This window comes from Bacillus sp. 1780r2a1, assembly GCA_024134725.1.
GTDB classification, from domain to species: Bacteria; Bacillota; Bacilli; order Bacillales; family Bacillaceae_H; genus Priestia; species Priestia aryabhattai_A.
In genome coordinates, this window is sequence record CP099863.1 from 3512654 (window position 1) to 3530377 (window position 17724).

Annotated in this window: 18 protein-coding genes and 1 other annotated feature; all 18 genes read right to left on the reverse strand. The window is 38.4% G+C overall.

Going from position 1 to position 17724, the window contains the following annotated elements:
- Nucleotides 1-21: 21 nt before the first annotated feature.
- Nucleotides 22-498 (reverse strand): transcription elongation factor GreA, encoded by a 477-nt coding sequence (gene greA, locus NIZ91_17745; protein USY54559.1) that lies wholly within the window; start codon nucleotides 496-498, stop codon nucleotides 22-24.
- Nucleotides 499-711: 213 nt separating this feature from the next.
- Entirely contained in the window at nucleotides 712-1347 is a 636-nt protein-coding gene (udk, locus tag NIZ91_17750) for a uridine kinase (GenBank protein USY54560.1), read from the reverse strand.
- A 7-nt stretch (nucleotides 1348-1354) separates the two neighbouring features.
- The gene (locus NIZ91_17755) at nucleotides 1355-2617 is read right to left on the reverse strand and encodes a U32 family peptidase (protein ID USY54561.1); all 1263 of its coding nucleotides are present in this window, start codon (nucleotides 2615-2617) and stop codon (nucleotides 1355-1357) included.
- A 52-nt stretch (nucleotides 2618-2669) separates the two neighbouring features.
- Nucleotides 2670-3599 carry a U32 family peptidase gene (locus tag NIZ91_17760; GenBank protein ID USY54562.1) on the reverse strand — a complete coding sequence of 310 codons (930 nt, stop codon included), beginning with the start codon at nucleotides 3597-3599 and terminating at the stop codon, nucleotides 2670-2672.
- A gap of 2 nt (nucleotides 3600-3601) precedes the next feature.
- Nucleotides 3602-4252 (reverse strand): O-methyltransferase, encoded by a 651-nt coding sequence (locus tag NIZ91_17765; GenBank protein USY54563.1) that lies wholly within the window; start codon nucleotides 4250-4252, stop codon nucleotides 3602-3604.
- A gap of 332 nt (nucleotides 4253-4584) precedes the next feature.
- Nucleotides 4585-5685 (reverse strand): endolytic transglycosylase MltG, encoded by a 1101-nt coding sequence (gene mltG, locus NIZ91_17770; GenBank protein USY54564.1) that lies wholly within the window; start codon nucleotides 5683-5685, stop codon nucleotides 4585-4587.
- A gap of 185 nt (nucleotides 5686-5870) precedes the next feature.
- Nucleotides 5871-6155: a DUF1292 domain-containing protein gene (locus tag NIZ91_17775; protein USY54565.1), complete on the reverse strand. Its 285-nt coding sequence runs from the start codon at nucleotides 6153-6155 to the stop codon at nucleotides 5871-5873.
- A 124-nt stretch (nucleotides 6156-6279) separates the two neighbouring features.
- Entirely contained in the window at nucleotides 6280-6696 is a 417-nt protein-coding gene (gene ruvX / locus NIZ91_17780) for a Holliday junction resolvase RuvX (protein USY54566.1), read from the reverse strand.
- Nucleotides 6697-6966, reverse strand: coding sequence for an IreB family regulatory phosphoprotein (locus NIZ91_17785; protein USY54567.1), 270 nt, complete (start codon nucleotides 6964-6966; stop codon nucleotides 6697-6699).
- 84 nt (nucleotides 6967-7050) lie between these two features.
- Nucleotides 7051-9684: an alanine--tRNA ligase gene (alaS, locus tag NIZ91_17790; GenBank protein ID USY54568.1), complete on the reverse strand. Its 2634-nt coding sequence runs from the start codon at nucleotides 9682-9684 to the stop codon at nucleotides 7051-7053.
- Between the two features lie 133 nt (nucleotides 9685-9817).
- Nucleotides 9818-10032: a binding site (T-box leader), on the reverse strand.
- 51 nt (nucleotides 10033-10083) lie between these two features.
- Nucleotides 10084-11145, reverse strand: coding sequence for an AI-2E family transporter (locus NIZ91_17795; protein ID USY54569.1), 1062 nt, complete (start codon nucleotides 11143-11145; stop codon nucleotides 10084-10086).
- Nucleotides 11146-11276: 131 nt separating this feature from the next.
- On the reverse strand, nucleotides 11277-11411 hold the full coding sequence (locus tag NIZ91_17800; GenBank protein ID USY54570.1) for a YrzQ family protein: 135 nt from the start codon (nucleotides 11409-11411) through the stop codon (nucleotides 11277-11279).
- A gap of 22 nt (nucleotides 11412-11433) precedes the next feature.
- Nucleotides 11434-11625: a hypothetical protein gene (locus tag NIZ91_17805; GenBank protein USY54571.1), complete on the reverse strand. Its 192-nt coding sequence runs from the start codon at nucleotides 11623-11625 to the stop codon at nucleotides 11434-11436.
- 129 nt (nucleotides 11626-11754) lie between these two features.
- The gene (locus NIZ91_17810) at nucleotides 11755-14118 is read right to left on the reverse strand and encodes an ATP-dependent RecD-like DNA helicase (protein USY54572.1); all 2364 of its coding nucleotides are present in this window, start codon (nucleotides 14116-14118) and stop codon (nucleotides 11755-11757) included.
- 28 nt (nucleotides 14119-14146) lie between these two features.
- Entirely contained in the window at nucleotides 14147-14806 is a 660-nt protein-coding gene (locus NIZ91_17815; GenBank protein USY54573.1) for a tetratricopeptide repeat protein, read from the reverse strand.
- A 111-nt stretch (nucleotides 14807-14917) separates the two neighbouring features.
- Entirely contained in the window at nucleotides 14918-16030 is a 1113-nt protein-coding gene (mnmA, locus tag NIZ91_17820; GenBank protein ID USY54574.1) for a tRNA 2-thiouridine(34) synthase MnmA, read from the reverse strand.
- A gap of 28 nt (nucleotides 16031-16058) precedes the next feature.
- Nucleotides 16059-17201 carry a cysteine desulfurase gene (locus NIZ91_17825; GenBank protein ID USY54575.1) on the reverse strand — a complete coding sequence of 381 codons (1143 nt, stop codon included), beginning with the start codon at nucleotides 17199-17201 and terminating at the stop codon, nucleotides 16059-16061.
- A 26-nt stretch (nucleotides 17202-17227) separates the two neighbouring features.
- On the reverse strand, nucleotides 17228-17644 hold the full coding sequence (locus tag NIZ91_17830) for an Rrf2 family transcriptional regulator (protein USY54576.1): 417 nt from the start codon (nucleotides 17642-17644) through the stop codon (nucleotides 17228-17230).
- Nucleotides 17645-17724: the final 80 nt, after the last annotated feature.

Genomic DNA, 17724 nt, shown 5'->3' on the forward strand with positions numbered 1-17724 from the left:
AACAAGCTAATTGACTTATATTTACTTTACAGTAACAATTTTAACAGCCATTTCTCCGCCTGGAGTTTGAACTGTTACTTCATCTCCAACCTGCTTGCCTATTAGGCTTTTAGCAATTGGAGAGTCATTTGAAATTTTGCCTTCAAATGGATCAGCTTCCGCACTACCTACAATTGTATACGTTTCCTCGTCTCCGTCTGGTAGTTCAACAAACGTAACAGATTTTCCTAAAGATACAATTGAAGAATTCTCTACATCTTCTTCAATAATTTTTGCATTGCGAATCATATTTTCAAGCGTTGTAATACGCCCTTCAACGAAAGCTTGCTCATCCTTTGCTGAATCGTACTCAGAGTTCTCTGATAAGTCACCAAAACTACGAGCAATCTTAATACGCTCTACTACTTCTTTACGCTTTACCGTCTTCAGATATTCTAATTCTTGTTCTAATTTTAGCTTTCCTTCTTCCGTCATTGGAAACACTTTTTCTTGTGCCATAACCCTTCACTCCTTTATAAAATCGAAATACATTAGTGCCTTATACAGTGTTTTCTGTATGTACTAAAAGGTTTCATATTCTAAAATCTCAGTGAATAGAGAAATGACAGCTTCAAATTAGAAGCTGCTCGTTTCTCTACTATATGTCAAGACCTTTTTTATAGAATATGACGATTTTATTTTCAAAAAAATCCCTGTATCTATGCTATGTTATTATAAAATCGCATTTTGTTCAAGAATTGTTTGGATTTTCGTTACCATTAAATCAATTGCTACGTGGTTTTGTCCGCCTTCTGGGATAATAATATCAGCATATCGCTTAGTTGGTTCAATAAACTGATTATGCATTGGACGTACCACTGAAATATATTGATCGACTACGGATTCTAGCGTACGCTCACGCTCTTTAATATCTCGTAACATTCGGCGGATAATACGTAAATCAGCATCTGTATCAACATACAGCTTAATATCCATTAAGTTACGCAGACGTTTGTCCTCGAGCACTAAAATCCCCTCTAAGATAATAACGTCCTTTGGCTCTTCTACAATAACTTCTTGAGAGCGAGTATGAATAGTATAATCATATACAGGTTTTTCAATGCTCTCATAATTTAATAATTTCTGCAAGTGCTCAATTAAAAGGTCATTATCAAATGCTAAAGGGTGATCATAATTCGTCTGTAAACGCTGTTCAAATGGCAGGTTACTTTGGTCTTTATAATAATAGTCTTGCTCCAGAAGCATAATTGAATGACCTTTAAAATATTCATAAATTGCTTTTGTAACAGTTGTTTTTCCAGAGCCAGATCCACCAGCAATACCGATTACAACGGGCTTTTTCCCCATTTTCTTATTACATCCCCTTCCGCATCATGTTGTAAGAAGACAATGGTTTGTCTACCTTAAACGTTACAATTTGTAACGGATGACGAGCAGCGTCTAGCTCATTTCCTTTTTCATCCCAAATTGTGCCGACTACTTGTGTAAAGTTTTCAATTCCTGGGCCAAAGAATTCCACTTCGTCTCCAGGCTTAAAGTGGTTTCGTTGTTGGAGTGTTACCATGCTTGTTTCTTCATCATAGTCTAACACTAGTCCAGCAAAATCAAATGTTGTTTTCTTACCATGAATACCAAACATTTGCTCATCTACGCCTGGTACACCTTCAAAGAAAGCAGGCGCAGTATCACGATTAGCACATTTATCAAGCTCATCTAACCACTCTTTTTGAATTACAAAGTTTTCTGGGTCTGCGCAATAAGCATCAATAACTTTGCGGTAGACACTTACAACTGTTGCAATATAGTGGATTGACTTCATACGGCCTTCAATTTTTAAGCTGTCGATACCAAGCTCAATCATTTTTGGAATTGACTGAATTAAATTTAAATCTTTTGGACTCATTGCAAACGGACTATCTGACTCATTGAATAAAGGAACTTCTGTTGCTTCGCCTTCTAACTTGAATAAGTCGTAGTCCCAACGACATGACTGACAGCAACCACCACGATTTGAATCACGAGCCGTCATATGATTACTCAACGTACATCGACCAGAGTAAGCAATACACATAGCTCCGTGGATAAATGTTTCAATTTCAATATCTACTTTTTCTTTCATTTCACGTATCTCATCAGCCCCAGTTTCGCGTGCTAATACAACACGCTCTAAACCTTCCTCTTTCCAGAACTGAACAGCACGCCAGTTTGAAAGCGACTGCTGAGTGCTTAAGTGAACTTCTAGCTTTGGCGCAACCTTACGGCATGTTTCAATGATTAACGGGTCAGCTACGATAATTCCAGCTACGCCAGCAGCTTGTAATCCCATTAAATATTCATCTAAGCCATCCATGTTTTCATTATGAGCAAAGATATTTGTTGTTACATAAATACGTGCTCCGTATTTTTTGGCAAATTCTACTCCCTCAGCCATTTCTTCTAATGAAAAGTTGCCTGCATTTGAGCGAAGACCGAACTCTTTTCCACCGATAAAGACCGCATCAGCACCATAATGTACTGCTACTTTTAACTTTTCAAGATTGCCTGCTGGAGCTAACAACTCGGGCTTTTTCGTAATAACACGCTTCCCATTAACAACCGTATCGATTTGTACAGCCATAGTTAGTACCTCCTAATTGTCTACTTTTTCGATTTTTCCGTTCTCATGATGCTTAGTAAACAGTTTCTTTAAAGAAGAACCCTGTATCAAGAGGACGATTTGCTGGTTGCATTCCTTCAATTTCTTCTAGTAACTCATCTTTTAGATTTTCATACTCTTCACGATTCTCTACACATAAATCAATAGCTTTGCGATACTTTTTCGTTACCTCAATAATGTATTCTGAGCTTTTTAACACGCCGTCAATTTTAAAGACATCGACTTCCGCATCAATCATTTCTGCAAGCTCGTCGATAATACAAATATCGTTTGGACTCATGATATGTGTACCGTTCTCATCTTCGTAAATTGGATACTTGTTATCACGCTCTTTGTCGAATAAGAACATGTCTTTTTCAAGCTTACGATTTCCAACTTCCATAACCTTACCTTGATATTCAAAATAATTACCTAATAAAGAGCGCTTCGATTGGAACATACATGTCATTCCGTGGACCTGTACTTCCACTTCTACTTCTGCATGTTCTTTAATATCAATAATGCTGTCCATACTTAGCTCGCGAGCTAATACTGCACGCTTAGCACCTTTTCGCCCCCAATAATTACATGTATACCAGTTAGTTGCCGTCGTCTCTGTATTCCAGTGAAGCTTCATTTTCGGCGCAACTGCACGAGCAGCCATCAATACTGCCGGATCCCCAAAGACAATCGCATCTACGCCTGCTTCTTGTAAAAATAAGATATATTCATCTAACTCAGCTACTTTATCGTTGTGAAATAATGCATTCATAGCTACATAAACTTTTGCATGATGAGCGTGTGCAACATTAACTGCCTCTACAATATCCTCACGCTTAAAGTCTCCTGCAAGTCTTAACCCGTATCGCTGTTCACCAATTACAAATGCGTTTGCACCTGCTTCTATTAATGGTTTAATATCTGAAACAGCAGTTGGTGTTACTAATAATTCAGGTTTTTTCATTGTCAGTCACCTCTTTTTATACTAATTGCAATTCCATCCCCAATTGGTAAAATTGTGGTTTGGAAATCTGGATGTTCCATTAGCCATACGTTGTATGCATCAATTTTTTTAATTAAACTTCGCTTACGACGCGTTTCAATCTGCGATAAATCTGTTGCTACATGCCCCTTGAATAAAATATTATCTGAAATAATAATACCTTTTTTATTTAAGAGTGGTGCATAATGCTCAAAGAATCGCTGATATTGTCCTTTGGCAGCATCAATAAACACGGCATCGTAAGGGCCATTTTTTTCAATGTCTGCTTGAAGTTCTAAAGCATCTCCAAACAAGGTTTTAATCTGTTCTTTCTTTTCAGCTCGATTAATGAATAATTGAGCTTGTTTATAACGATCTTCATTACGTTCTACCGTAACGATTTTAGCATTTGGCAATGCTTCAGCCATACGAATAGCAGAATAGCCGATGGCTGTCCCAATTTCTAATATATGTGCTGGCTGATGAAGGCGAAGAATTTGAAGCAATGTTTCGATTCCGATAAGTTCCATAATTGGTACCACGTGCTCTTTTGCATAGTTCTCCATCTCTTCAACAAGCTCTGTACGCTTAGGAATAAGGTTTTCTACATATTGTTCAACATTTTGTAAAAGCAAAACACTTCCTCCGTTCAAAGAAGTATGTTTGACGTTAGTCAAAAGCGGTTATATATAGTTTGATTTACTAAATAAACGTGACTAAAGCTTTAAAAAAGCCTTAATTACCATGTACTAACGTACAAAATATACCGCAATAAAAATATACAACTAGTCTATTATAAGTGGTTTTTTTCTGAACGTAAACCCGATATATTTTAACATAAAAGTAGAGCAGATGCCAAAAGTCGAATCGATTATTAGAGCTATCCATACAAATTTATAACTAAAACCCCCTCTGCTTTTTAAAATAGAGGGGGTTTTAAACACATAATTAACGTATATTATTACTTTTATTCCTTATCTTCTTCCCGAGGACCTGTGATATGAGTCGCTTTTTCCTGGTTATGTTCATCGAGTGTTTTAGTAAAGATGACTTCTCCATCTTTATTCGCTAAGAAATAAAGGTAATCTGTATCAGCGGGCTCCAAAGCTGCTTTAATGGACATTAAACCAGAGTTAGCAATTGGTCCTGGTGTAAGTCCTTTCTCTCTGTACGTATTGTAAGGTGAGTCCACTTCTAAATCTTTATAGTAGACGCGCTCACGATGTTCACCTAAAGCATATAACACCGTTGGATCCGTCTGTAATGGCATATCCTCTTCAATACGATTGTAAAACACGCTTGCAATTTTCTCGCGATCAACCTGTTTCGTTGCTTCTTCTTCAATCAAAGACGCCATTGTTAAAAGTTGATGAGCAGTATATTTTTTGCTCTTCATTTCTTTTTGATATTGAGCTAAAACACCATTTGTTTTGCCAATCATCTCGTCTAAAATAACTTCAAGCGAAATATTTGAATCATAGTAATCGTAAGTAGCAGGATACAAGTACCCTTCTAAAGGATGCCTGATATCCTTATTAAGCACTTCATCCGTCACAAGGTCCGGATATTTCTTCTTCATCTTCTCAATAAAAGCAGGATTGTCTAGAGTATCCATTACTTCTGCTTCTGTATACTTCGTTCTATTTGCAATGATAGTAGCTATCTCGTCAAGTTGACGCCCTTCTGGAATCGCTAAGCGAACATCGGGATTCTTTGATACATCTCCCGTTTCCATCATATCTACCATCTCACTTAAGCTCATGGAAGGAGAGAAAGTGTATGTTCCAGCCTGAAAACCTGATACGCTAGAAGCTTTAATATAGTATCGAAAAGCACTTTCACTTTTAATTAGCTTTTCTTCTTTTAACAACGTTCCAATCGAGCGTACTGAAGAACCTTGTGGAATCGTTATGTTTACTTGTTTACTACTGTTTTTATCAACGGGTTGTACAAATGATTGGGCATAAAAAAAGCCTCCACCAATAAGTACAGCTAAAAGAATTATTGTCACAATCATAATTTTTTTTCGTTTATTATTTTTAGGGGTTAAAAAAGACTGGTGCGACAAGTTGCATCCTCCTCTCATACGCACGCACTATTATACTACAATTTATCTCATTTTTCGTCATTATCATACAAGATCGCCTATAAAAGCAAGTGAAAAGACATATCCTCATTAGGATAGACAGTAAAGATGTAAATTATTTGAAAGAAAACCATAAAAAAAGTTGGTGGCTCTCGCCACCAACTTTTTTATTCGCCTTCTTCTTCGTCAAGGAACGTATTAACCATTTCCTCAACCATATCCCACTCTTCTTCTGTTTCGATTGGTTGAAGCTCACCATCTTCACCATTTTCGCTTGGTGTAAAGGCAGACGCATGAATTTCAATTTCTTCATCGTCGTTTTCATCTGCACCAATCGGATAATAAATCACATAAGATTTACCATATTCTTCAGAATCAAATGTGAAAAGAATCTCACATAATTGTTCGTTACCACTTTCGTCTACGATTGTAATTTTTCCTTCTTCTGTCATGTTTGACACCTCATTTTCCGGCTAGTTACTAGCGATTTTATGACAAGTTGAAAGCCCTAGCTTCTTATCAAATTAGACTCTTATAATCGAGTATAACCGTGCAGAAGCTAAGCAACAATCAACCTTATTGTTTGCTGTCTAAATATCCTTGAAGAATCATAACAGCTGCCATCTTATCGATGACTTTTTTACGCTTTTTACGACTAACATCCGCTGAAAGTAGCACACGCTCTGCAGCCATTGTCGATAAACGCTCATCCCACATCATCGTTTCAATGTCTAGATTCTTCGTTAGTTCCTCCGCAAATTGAAGACAAGCTTCACCGCGAGGACCGATTGTTCCATTCATATTTTTGGGTAGTCCAACAATGACTTTCTCAACTGAATATTCATCAATTAACTGCTGTAATCGAGGATAAGACTCCTTCATTTGCTCATCAGCAATTTTAATAGTCTCAATTCCTTGAGCTGTCCAGCCCATTTCATCGCTTACAGCTACGCCAATCGTTTTCGTACCAACATCTAATCCTAATACGCGCATTTATGAATCCTTTCGATGCTGTTGTAAATAAGATTTCACAAGTTCTTCAATGAGCTCGTCTCTCTCTAATTGGCGAATTGTATTTCGCGCATCATTATGACGAGGAATGTAAGCAGGATCGCCTGATAGCAAATATCCAACGATTTGGTTAATCGGGTTATATCCTTTTTCTTTCAATGCGTCATAAACCGTAAATAAAACCTCATGGACGCTTGTTTCAGCTGGCTCATCTTGAAAATTGAATTGCATTGTTTTATCAAATGAACTCATTTTCCCACCTCACTCGTTTAATTTGTGAGCACATTATGAATCATGTTAAGTCTTACTTCTATTGTACACCAAGAAAGCGGAGAATTAAACGGATTTAACCCATTCTTCTACAATCTTCAATGCATTTTCAATTTGGTTCGGGTCTTTTCCGCCTGCTTGAGCCATATCTGGACGCCCGCCGCCGCCGCCGCCACAAATTGTTGCCACTTCTTTTACAATCTTACCTGCATGATGACCTTTTGAAATTAAATCTTTTGTCACTCCCGCAACGATGTTTACTTTTTCACCTTGAGGTGCTGCTAGTACAATAACTGCTGAGTCAAGTTTTTGCTTTAAGTCATCTACCATTGAACGAAGATTGTTCATATCCGTTGCGTTTACTTTTTCTGCTAGGACACTCACACCGTTTACGTCTTTTACACGGTCAATTAAGTTTCCTGCTTCAATATTTCCTAATTTTGTTGCTAATGACTCATTTTCACGTTGAAGCTGGCGAATCTCTTCTAGTAAACCTTCTACACGTCCAACAAGATCGCGAGGATTTGCTTTCGCTTTTGCTGCTGCTTCTTTTAACAATGTTACTTGGTCATTCATCAACTGGTAAGCTGCTTTTCCAGTTACTGCTTCAATACGACGTGTTCCAGCTCCAATTCCTGATTCTGACACAATCTTAAATAGACCAATTTCAGACGTGTTCGCAACGTGGCAACCACCACAAAGTTCTAAGCTATAGTTTCCAACTTGAACAACTCGAACGATATCACCATATTTTTCACCAAACAGCGCCATTGCTCCCATTGCTTTTGCTTCGTCAATAGCTTTATTTTCAATATTTACCGCAATGTTTTCCCAAATTTTTTCGTTAACAATCGTCTCAATTTTTTCAATTTCTTCCGCTGTTACTTGGCCAAAATGAGAGAAGTCAAAACGTAAGCGACCTGGAGTTACTAATGAACCAGCTTGGTTAACATGCGTTCCTAACGTATCTTTTAACGCTTGATGAAGGAGGTGAGTTGCCGTATGGTTTTTCACAATTGCGTCGCGCTTTTTCCCACTAATTGTTGCTGTGTATGTTTCACCCTTTACAAGCTCACCATTTCTTACTTCTACCGTGTGTACGTTTTGGCCATTTGGTGCCTTTTGTACATCTTTAACAGCCGCCACAGCTGTCGCATTTGAAATTTCTCCTTGGTCAGCAATCTGTCCACCGCTCTCAGCGTAGAATGGAGTTTGCTTTAAAATAACCTGTGCTTCTTGACCTTCTGTTACTCTATCAACAAGCTCGCCATTTACAATAATGGCTTCGATGAACGTTTCCACTTCATCTTTATCGTAGCCGACAAATTCACTTTCAACTGTTAATTCGCCTAGTACGCCACCTTGAACTTGCATAGAGTTAGAATCTTGTCGAGCCGCTCTTGCGCGTTCACGTTGACCTGCCATTTCTTTTTCAAAACCAGCATGGTCTATTTTCATTTTTTCATCTTCTGCATATTCTTCCGTTAACTCTACAGGGAAGCCATACGTATCATATAAGCGGAATACATCTTCACCAGAAATTATATTACTGCTTTGGTCTTTTGCTTTTTTAATCATCGTTGCTAAGATAGCAAGACCTTCATTTAACGTTTCATGGAAACGCTCTTCCTCGTTTTTCACAACACGCTGAATAAAGTCTGTTTTATCTTTAACTTCTGGATAGAAATCAACCATAATCTCGCCTACAACGGGTACTAGCTCATACATAAACGGACGATTGATGCCTAATTTCTTCGCATAGCGCACAGCGCGACGCAATAAACGACGCAGTACATATCCACGGCCTTCATTTGATGGAAGAGCTCCGTCTCCAACGGCAAATGTTACCGTACGAATATGGTCAGCAATTACTTTAAATGCCACGTCCTTTTCATCTTCCGTGCGGTACTTAGCACCTGAGATACTTTCAGTTGCTTCAATAATTGGCATGAATAAATCTGTATCAAAGTTTGTTGGTACATCTTGAATGACAGATACCATACGCTCTAGTCCCATTCCTGTATCAATGTTTTTCTTTGGTAGCGGTGTGTAGGTATGGTCTGGATTGTGGTTAAATTGAGAAAATACTAAGTTCCAGATTTCTAAATAGCGTTCGTTTTCTCCACCAGGGTACAGCTCAGGATCTGTTAAGTCGTTTCCATAAGCTTCACCACGGTCATAGAAAATCTCTGTATTTGGTCCACTTGGTCCTTCACCGATATCCCAGAAGTTACCCTCTAAACGAATAATACGCTCTTTTGGAACACCGATTTTTTCATTCCAAAGCTTAAATGCTTCTTCGTCTTCTGGATGAATAGTAACCGATAGTTTTTCAGAATCAAAGCCAATCCATTTATCACTTGTTAAGAATTCCCAAGCCCAGTCGATTGCTTCTTCCTTAAAATATTCACCGATTGAAAAGTTACCTAACATTTCAAAGAACGTATGGTGACGCGCTGTTTTACCGACATTTTCAATATCATTTGTACGAATTGATTTTTGAGCATTACAAATACGTGGGTTTTGTGGAATGACACGTCCGTCAAAGTATTTCTTTAGCGTGGCAACACCACTGTTAATCCATAAAAGGGATGGGTCTTCATGAGGTACAAGAGAAGCACTTGGCTCTACATCATGACCTTTTTCTTTAAAGAAATCCAAGTACATTTGGCGCACTTGTGCAGATGTTAACTTTTTCATGATTGGTTCCTCCTTTAGAACTCTTCATTATTTATAGACAAAAACAGAATGACCTAAAAGCAGCTTGCTTCATTACGCACAATACAATAGGCAATTTTAGAAATTTGCGCACAAAAAAACTCTCATCCCAAAAAGCAGGGACGAGAGTTTAGCTCGCGGTACCACCCTGATTATGAACATACAAGGATGTTCATCACCTTCATCGCATTAACGCTGCTGAAACGGCAGGTTTTTCCTGCACTCAGGACTAGCTATTCAGCTATTCTTTGTATTGCACCTCTTTCAGCCTTGGAAGTGCTTCTCTTATATACCAGTGTACAGCCTACTTGGTTCCATCATTGTATTGTTTACTATGTAACGTTTTCTATGGCGATATTATGACAAATTCGGGTTGCTTTGTCAATGTTTCAAAGTATGCCCTCGCACATGTAGAATTGAAATTTTTACAACAGCTAAAATGGGAACAGCAATAATTAACCCAAATACTCCTCCAAATTCTCCTCCAAGCAAAAGCGCTAAGATTATAAAAAGAGGATGAATATGTAAGCTCTTCCCTACAATTAGAGGAGATAAAACATTGCCTTCTAAAAATTGAAGCACAAAAATAATGACGACAACAATTAGCACAAGCTTAACAGAGACCGTCATAGAGAGAATAGCGGCCGGTACTGCTCCAATAATTGGGCCAAAATACGGAATGATATTCGTAATGCCTATGATTACTCCTAGCAACAGTGCGTACGGTACGTTAAAAAACCAAAATGCAGCCGTGGCAATGGCACCTATGATGAGACAAACAAAAAACTGCCCTCTAAGATAGCTCCCTAATGACAAATTTACATCATGTAGAAAATGCTTTCCTTCCTCATGCCATCTTTTTGGCACAATATATGCGACTGCTTTTCGAACAAGCCCAAAGTCTTTTAGCAGGTAGAATACAATAAATGGAATAATAATGAGAATTAAAAATGAATTAACGATGGATTTAACTCCCTCCATTACTCGTAATAACCATGCGTTAACAGTTTGCTCTAAATCGACAATACTTTGTTCAATTTTCTCATGAACTCCGTTTGGCAGGGTTGAAGTACGATCATGAATTTCATGCACCCACCCCTTATACATCTCCGTAAGTTCGGGCAACTGTTCATTTAATTCTTTTAGCTGAATAACGAAAAGAGGAAATCCTTTATAGATGCCATAACCTATTCCACCAAAAAAGATGAGGTAAATGAGTAAAATAGCAAGAGGTCGCGGAACACCTCTTTCATGCGTCTTCTCAATAATTGGATGAAGTAAATATGTAATAAAGGCAGCAACAAAAAAAGGCAACATTGCTTTAAAAAACATCTCAAGAAACGGTAGCCAAACAAACTTTATTTTAAATAAAAGCAATATACAAAGCAGTGCCAGCAAAAAAATCCCCAAGCGATAAAACCATTTAATCGGTACCTCTTTCACAATAAACTCCTCCTCATGTTTATTTTTCAACAAAGAAAAGAGTTTATTCATGATGTTTTTAAGATATCCTTTGACATAAAAAAAACCCTTGCTAAGCAAGAGCTTTTTTTGTAAAGAGACCAACAATGATTTTAGTGCATTGCTTTCATTACACGCTTGCGCATTTTTTTCATATTGCGCTTTGTAAACATATCTCGGTCATCTGCCATTTTAAACGCATAAGCCCCTAGACCAAAAGCAACTACTGACGGAATAATTCGATTCATCGCAAAGCCCCCCCTAAATGAGTTAAAAGTTCATCGTACGCTCATCCTCTGAAAATAGATCATCCAATGAGCTTAATGTGCCATCCTCTTCTACTTGGTGGGTATTAATTTGTCCTTTTGAAATCGTCATTTCAATAAAACAATTCCAGCAATAATATTGATTAACCCCAATTTTACCAACATCAATACTTCTACAGTTTGGACACTTTAACAAAGTGAACACCTCTTTTATACGTTCGTTTATAAAACGTATTCTGTCCACTTTTTACCATGTCCATACCTAAACACCAGGGTAGGAGGAGGGAATTAAACAATGCTTAATTCTTTTGTAGGTTGCGATATCTTACATAAAATCATACGGCGTAAGGTTTTCCATACCAATATTTGCATCTTTCATAAATGGAACCTCAGGATCTTCTAACTCATCAACTAATTGCTCTTTGAGAAGAGCTTGTAGATTGGTTTGCCGAACGCTATCTTCGTTCCGATTTACGCCAATTTGAAACGCTTCTTCTTCGCCACATAAGATTAAGAACTGCTTGCTTCTGGTGACGGCTGTATAGAGAAGGTTTCGTCTCAGCATTCGATAATAGCTTTTCACAATAGGCAACACAACAATGGGGAACTCACTTCCTTGTGATTTATGAATAGAACAGCAGTACGCATGCGTAATCTGATTAAAGTCTTGTTTCGTATACGTTACTTCATTTCCTTCGAATGAAATAACGAGCATATCCTGCTTCTCTGTATTTTCTTTGGCAAAAAAAACAGATACAATCTCCCCCATATCCCCATTAAAAACATTGCTATCCGGTTGATTGACAAGCTGAAGCACCTTATCCCCTACACGATAGGTTACATCTCCATGCTTCAGTTCTCTCCGTTGATGAGAAGCCGGATTAAATAACTCTTGAAGGACTTCATTCATCTTATCAATACCAGCTGGACCTTTATACATTGGAGCTAACACCTGAATATCTTTAGCCGTATAGCCTTTTTTTACAGCATTGCCACACACTTGTTTGACGACATCTGTAATTTGCCCACCGTAACAGCGAATAAAAGAACGATCACCTTGTTGATTAGTTAAATCGGATGGAAGACGTCCTTTTTTAATTTCATGGGCCAAATCAATGATAGATGAACCTTCTTCTTGGCGATACACGTCTGTTAATCGTACGGTAGGAACGGCTTCAGAATGTAATAAGTCTTTCAGTACCTGGCCAGGACCAACTGAAGGCAATTGGTCTTCATCTCCTACAAGCACTACTTGGATGCTAGCTGGAAGTGATTTAAAGAGTTGGTGAGCAAGCCATAGATCTACCATGGAGACCTCATCCACAATCAACAACTTGCCATTGATTGGATTCTCTTCATTGTGGTCAAATCCTTCTTGTCCATTCCACTTTAGAAGCCTGTGAATCGTCACCGCTGGTAAGCCCGTTGCCTCACTCATACGCTTAGCCGCTCGTCCAGTAGGAGCGACAAGCAATACGGGAAACCCTTCGTCTTTTTTATAATCGCCTGGATTTAACGAACAGCCATGAAGCTCTGCATAAAGTTCTACAATACCTTTAATTACTGTTGTTTTACCCGTCCCTGGGCCTCCTGTAAGAAGAAGCATTGGGGATAAAAGTGCTTTTTGAATCCCTTCCCTTTGCGAAGGTGCATATTGTACGCCTAAACGTTCTTCTAACTCCCCTAAAGCTAGAAGGAACTCTGATTCGGGAAATTGCTCTGCGTACTCTGTTTGGGCCATGAGCTTACTAATTGCTTTAACGACTCCTTTTTCAGCATAAAAAAGCGGTGGAAAGTACATTTTATCGTCATCAATAATAATCTTTTTCTCTTCTTTTAATGCGTCAATCTCGCGTGTAATATCCATTTCTGAGAGGGGTTCTTGACGACTCTTTTGTAACAGTTCTCCCGTTTTCTGATAGAGCTGCTCTGCTTTCACATAGACGTGTCCCATTTGATTGCATTCATGTTCAATAACGTATAAAATCCCAGCTCGAAGCCGATTAGGGTGGTTGGTTGCTAACCCGAGCTTTCTCCCTAATTCATCCGCTCGATTAAAGCCAATTCCTTGCACATCTTCTACAAGCTGATAAGGATTTGTTTGAATCACTTCTAGAGCTTCTTGTTTATAAGCTTGGAAAATTTTCATAGAAAGCTGCGGACCAAAACCCAAATCTGTCAGCTTAACCATTACTTCTTCTAACCCCTGGTGCTCTCTTAGCTGAGCAATTAGCTTTTCAGCTTTATCAGCAGAAAGTCTAGGCACCTTTTTTAATACTGCAGGGTCTTGTAGCATTCGGTAAATTGCACGCTCACCCAGTGCTTCTACAATATTTTCTGCCGTTTTTTTACCAATACCATTAAAGAGATCACTTGATAAGTACTGAATAACCCCTTGCTTTGACTGGGGAAGCTCTTTTTTAAACTGCTCTACTTGAAACTGAAGGCCAAATTTCGGATGTTCTTTAAAATTTCCAATAAAAGTGTAAAGCTCATCTTCATTTAAACGAGGGAAATAACCCGTAACAATCGCTTCTTTATCGTCCATAGATACATTTGTTTCTTTTATTCTAATTCTTGTTACGTTATACAAGTTTTCTTCGTTATGAAAGACCGTGACAATTGCCGTGCCTTTTATGTACGTTTTCTCTTCCTCGGGTTGTAAAGGGTTTAGAACTTCCTCACTCATACTATTCCCCCATTTTTACATTCACTTCTTAGTGTTCCATCATTGAAAGAACATTTTTACCATTTGCTGCTAGATGATGATCTGGTTGGATTTCTAATGCTTGATCAAACATTGAGATAGCTTTATCTTTATCATCTTTCATCGCATAAGCTACGCCTAGATTGTAGTAAGCATCAGCATGTTCTTCATCTTCTTGGACAACGCGAAGTAACTCTTCTACCGCTTCATCTACCATTTCCAGTTGAGCTAAACAAAGTCCAAGCTGAAATCTGGCTTCTGTATCGTGTTCATTGAGCTCTACTGCTCGTTTTAAATAAGGCAGAGCATACGTTGTTTGTTCTAAATGAAATAGTGTTAAGCCAAGCATAAAATGCGCATCTGAAGAATTTAAGCCCTTTTTAATAGCTAAATCAAAATAATGCTTCGCTTGTTCTAATTGCTCAAGGTTAAAGTACACGTTACCAGCACCATAATAAGCAGTTGCTGTTTCCTCATCAATTTCAATTGCCCGTTCATAAAATTTTAGTGCTCGATCCGTTTCGCTAACTGCGGCTAAAAGGTTGCCGAAGTTTACGTATACAACTGGATCTTTTGGATTTTCTTCAATTGCTTCTGAAAATGTTTTTGCTGCTTCTTCAAATTTTCCATCTTGCATATATTGAATACCTAATTGATTTTTATCTGTCATATTTCACTCCACCGTTGTTTTTTATTAGTTTATCCCATTACTAGTAGTATATCATAACAAAACCCCCGCTCTACAGAGCCGAGGTTTCGTTAAAAAGCCTTTGGATTCGTATTACACGTACCAAAGCTGCTCTTCATCTTTATACACATTATCGATTGTAGCTCCACCTAGACACTCTTCACCGTTATAAAATACAACAGCTTGTCCTGGCGTTACGGCACGAACTGGTTTCTTAAAAAGTACTTTAACCGTATTTTCGTCTAGCTTTTCAACCGTTACTTCATTATCTTCTTGACGATAACGGAATTTAGCTGTACAAGAAAGCGGCTCGTTCCACTCACGATCACTTACCCAGCCAACATTAGTTGCTGTAATAGACGTTGAGTATAACAGTTCATTATGAAACCCTTGATCAACATAAAGAACATTCTTTTCTAAATCTTTACCAACAGCAAACCAAGGCTCTCCGCTTCCACCAATTCCAAGCCCGTGACGTTGACCGATTGTATAATACATCAGGCCATCATGATTTCCTTTTACTTCACCATCTAACGTTTGCATAAGACCAGGCTGAGCTGGAAGGTACTGACTTAAAAACTCTTTGAAATTGCGTTCTCCAATAAAACAAATGCCCGTGCTATCCTTCTTAGTAGCTGTCGCAAGTCCCGCTTCTTTCGCAATCTCACGCACTTTGGATTTTTCGATTCCTCCAAGTGGAAACATCACTTTTGAGAGCTGCTCTTGACCAAGCTGGTTTAAGAAATACGTTTGGTCTTTGTTATTGTCTACTCCGCGAAGCATTTTGTACTCACCATCACGATACGCTACTTGCGCATAGTGACCTGTTGCTAAATAGTCTGCTCCAAGCGTCATCGCATGTTCTAAAAATGCTTTAAATTTAATTTCTTTATTACACATAACATCAGGATTTGGCGTACGACCTGCTTTGTACTCATCAAGGAAATACGTAAATACTTTATCCCAATATTGTTTCTCAAAGTTGACTGCATAGTATGGTATACCGATTTGATTACATACGCGAATGACATCATTGTAATCTTCTGTTGCTGTACATACGCCATTTTCATCCGTATCATCCCAGTTTTTCATAAAGATTCCAATTACATCATAACCTTGTTGTTTTAATAAAAGAGCAGCAACTGAAGAGTCTACTCCTCCACTCATTCCAACAACAACACGCGTATCTTTTGGTGCTTTCGTCAACTTAGTCACCTCCAATAAACGTGTTCTTTTATTTTGCCAATCGCTTTACGATTGTTGCTGTTTTACGAGCTAATTCTTCTATTTGCTCCATCGTATTACCCAAGCCAAAGCTAAAGCGAATTGAAGAGGTAATACGATCAGATTCTTTGCCAAACATTGCGACAAGTACGTGAGACGGATCAACAGTTCCTGCTGTACAAGCTGATCCACTTGATGCAGCAATTCCTGCTAAATCTAGATTCACAAGCATGGATTCTACGTTTACACGTTCAAAAGAAAGATTCAGTACGTGTGGTAAAGCATAATCGACATTACCATTGACGTTAAACGATACCTGCTCCTCTTCTAGTATCTGCATCATTCGTTCTTTAAACTGCTTATACTGAACTGCGCGTTCTTTTAATGATTCTTGCGCAATGCGAACAGCTTGTTCAAACCCAACAATGCTTGCCATATTTTCTGTACCCGCTCTACGCTTTCGCTCTTGCTCTCCTCCGAATAAAAGCGGTGAAAGCACAACGTGTGGAGCAACATATAAAAAGCCAATTCCTTTAGGTCCGTTGATTTTATGAGAAGAAACGGAAAGAAGATCGACACCTAATTGTTGCACATTTAAAGAAATTAATCCATAAGCTTGCACTGCATCCGTATGGAAATAAGCACCATGTTCTTTTAGCAGTGCACCAATTTCTAAGATTGGTTGGATTGTACCAACCTCATTGTTGCCATACATAACTGAAACTAAAATTGTTTTATCCGTTAATGAGCGTTTAATATCTTCAATGGATACACGCCCAGTTTCATCAACCGGTAGATATGTCACTTCAAAACCTTGTTCTTCTAGAAACTGACAGGTATGCAAGACAGCATGATGCTCAATAGATGTAGTAATAATATGATTGCCACGATGTTTATTCGCAAGCGCAACACCAATCAACGCCATGTTATCTGCTTCTGTTCCACCGCTCGTAAAGATAATGTCATTTTCACGTGCTCCAATACTGCTGGCAATTGTTTGACGCGCTTCATCTAGATATCTACGGCTTTCTCGTCCATAGTGATGAATGCTTGACGGATTCCCAAAATGTTCATGCATAAACGTCGTCATTCTTTCAACAACCGCTGGATGTACAGGAGACGTGGCTGCATGGTCTACATAAATACGCTCCAACTAAAAACTCCTCCTAAATCAGCAAATTAAATATAAAACATGTATGATTCTTGTTCGCCATCTGAATGATTCGCTAAATCTTCAAGCGTTGTACTATCCAACACTTCTTTAACCGCGTCACGAATGCGAATCCACAGCTCTCTTTTAGCTGGCTCTTCGTCTTCCAACCCTTCTACTGGACTGATTGGTCCTTCTAGTACCGAAATAATGTCTCCTGCTGTAATATTTGCAGGTTCATGTGCTAAAATATAGCCACCGTATGCACCTCTAACACTTTTCACAAGGCCTGCATTACGAAGAGGGGAAATTAACTGCTCAAGGTAATGTTCTGATAAGTCATGGTTTTGAGCAATTGTTTTCAATGAAATGGGTCCTTCACCAAAACGTTTTGCTAATGCAATCATAATTGTCAAACCATAGCGTCCTTTTGTCGAGATTTTCATCTTCTCCACTCCTTCTTATATTCAATAAAGGTGTTTATAATAGGTCGTTCATTGTTTCAAATTAAAATAGCCCATTCAAA

What these genes read in the sequence shown, in the direction of transcription:
- greA (USY54559.1), bottom strand. Translation starts at nt 498, where the DNA reads ATGGCACAAGAAAAAGTGTTTCCAATGACGGAAGAAGGAAAGCTAAAA.
- udk (USY54560.1), bottom strand. Translation starts at nt 1,347, where the DNA reads ATGGGGAAAAAGCCCGTTGTAATCGGTATTGCTGGTGGATCTGGCTCT.
- NIZ91_17755 (USY54561.1), bottom strand. Translation starts at nt 2,617, where the DNA reads ATGGCTGTACAAATCGATACGGTTGTTAATGGGAAGCGTGTTATTACG.
- NIZ91_17760 (USY54562.1), bottom strand. Translation starts at nt 3,599, where the DNA reads ATGAAAAAACCTGAATTATTAGTAACACCAACTGCTGTTTCAGATATT.
- NIZ91_17775 (USY54565.1), bottom strand. Translation starts at nt 6,155, where the DNA reads ATGACAGAAGAAGGAAAAATTACAATCGTAGACGAAAGTGGTAACGAA.
- ruvX (USY54566.1), bottom strand. Translation starts at nt 6,696, where the DNA reads ATGCGCGTATTAGGATTAGATGTTGGTACGAAAACGATTGGCGTAGCT.
- NIZ91_17785 (USY54567.1), bottom strand. Translation starts at nt 6,966, where the DNA reads ATGAGTTCATTTGATAAAACAATGCAATTCAATTTTCAAGATGAGCCA.
- alaS (USY54568.1), bottom strand. Translation starts at nt 9,684, where the DNA reads ATGAAAAAGTTAACATCTGCACAAGTGCGCCAAATGTACTTGGATTTC.
- NIZ91_17800 (USY54570.1), bottom strand. Translation starts at nt 11,411, where the DNA reads ATGAATCGAATTATTCCGTCAGTAGTTGCTTTTGGTCTAGGGGCTTAT.
- NIZ91_17810 (USY54572.1), bottom strand. Translation starts at nt 14,118, where the DNA reads ATGAGTGAGGAAGTTCTAAACCCTTTACAACCCGAGGAAGAGAAAACG.
- NIZ91_17815 (USY54573.1), bottom strand. Translation starts at nt 14,806, where the DNA reads ATGACAGATAAAAATCAATTAGGTATTCAATATATGCAAGATGGAAAA.
- NIZ91_17830 (USY54576.1), bottom strand. Translation starts at nt 17,644, where the DNA reads ATGAAAATCTCGACAAAAGGACGCTATGGTTTGACAATTATGATTGCA.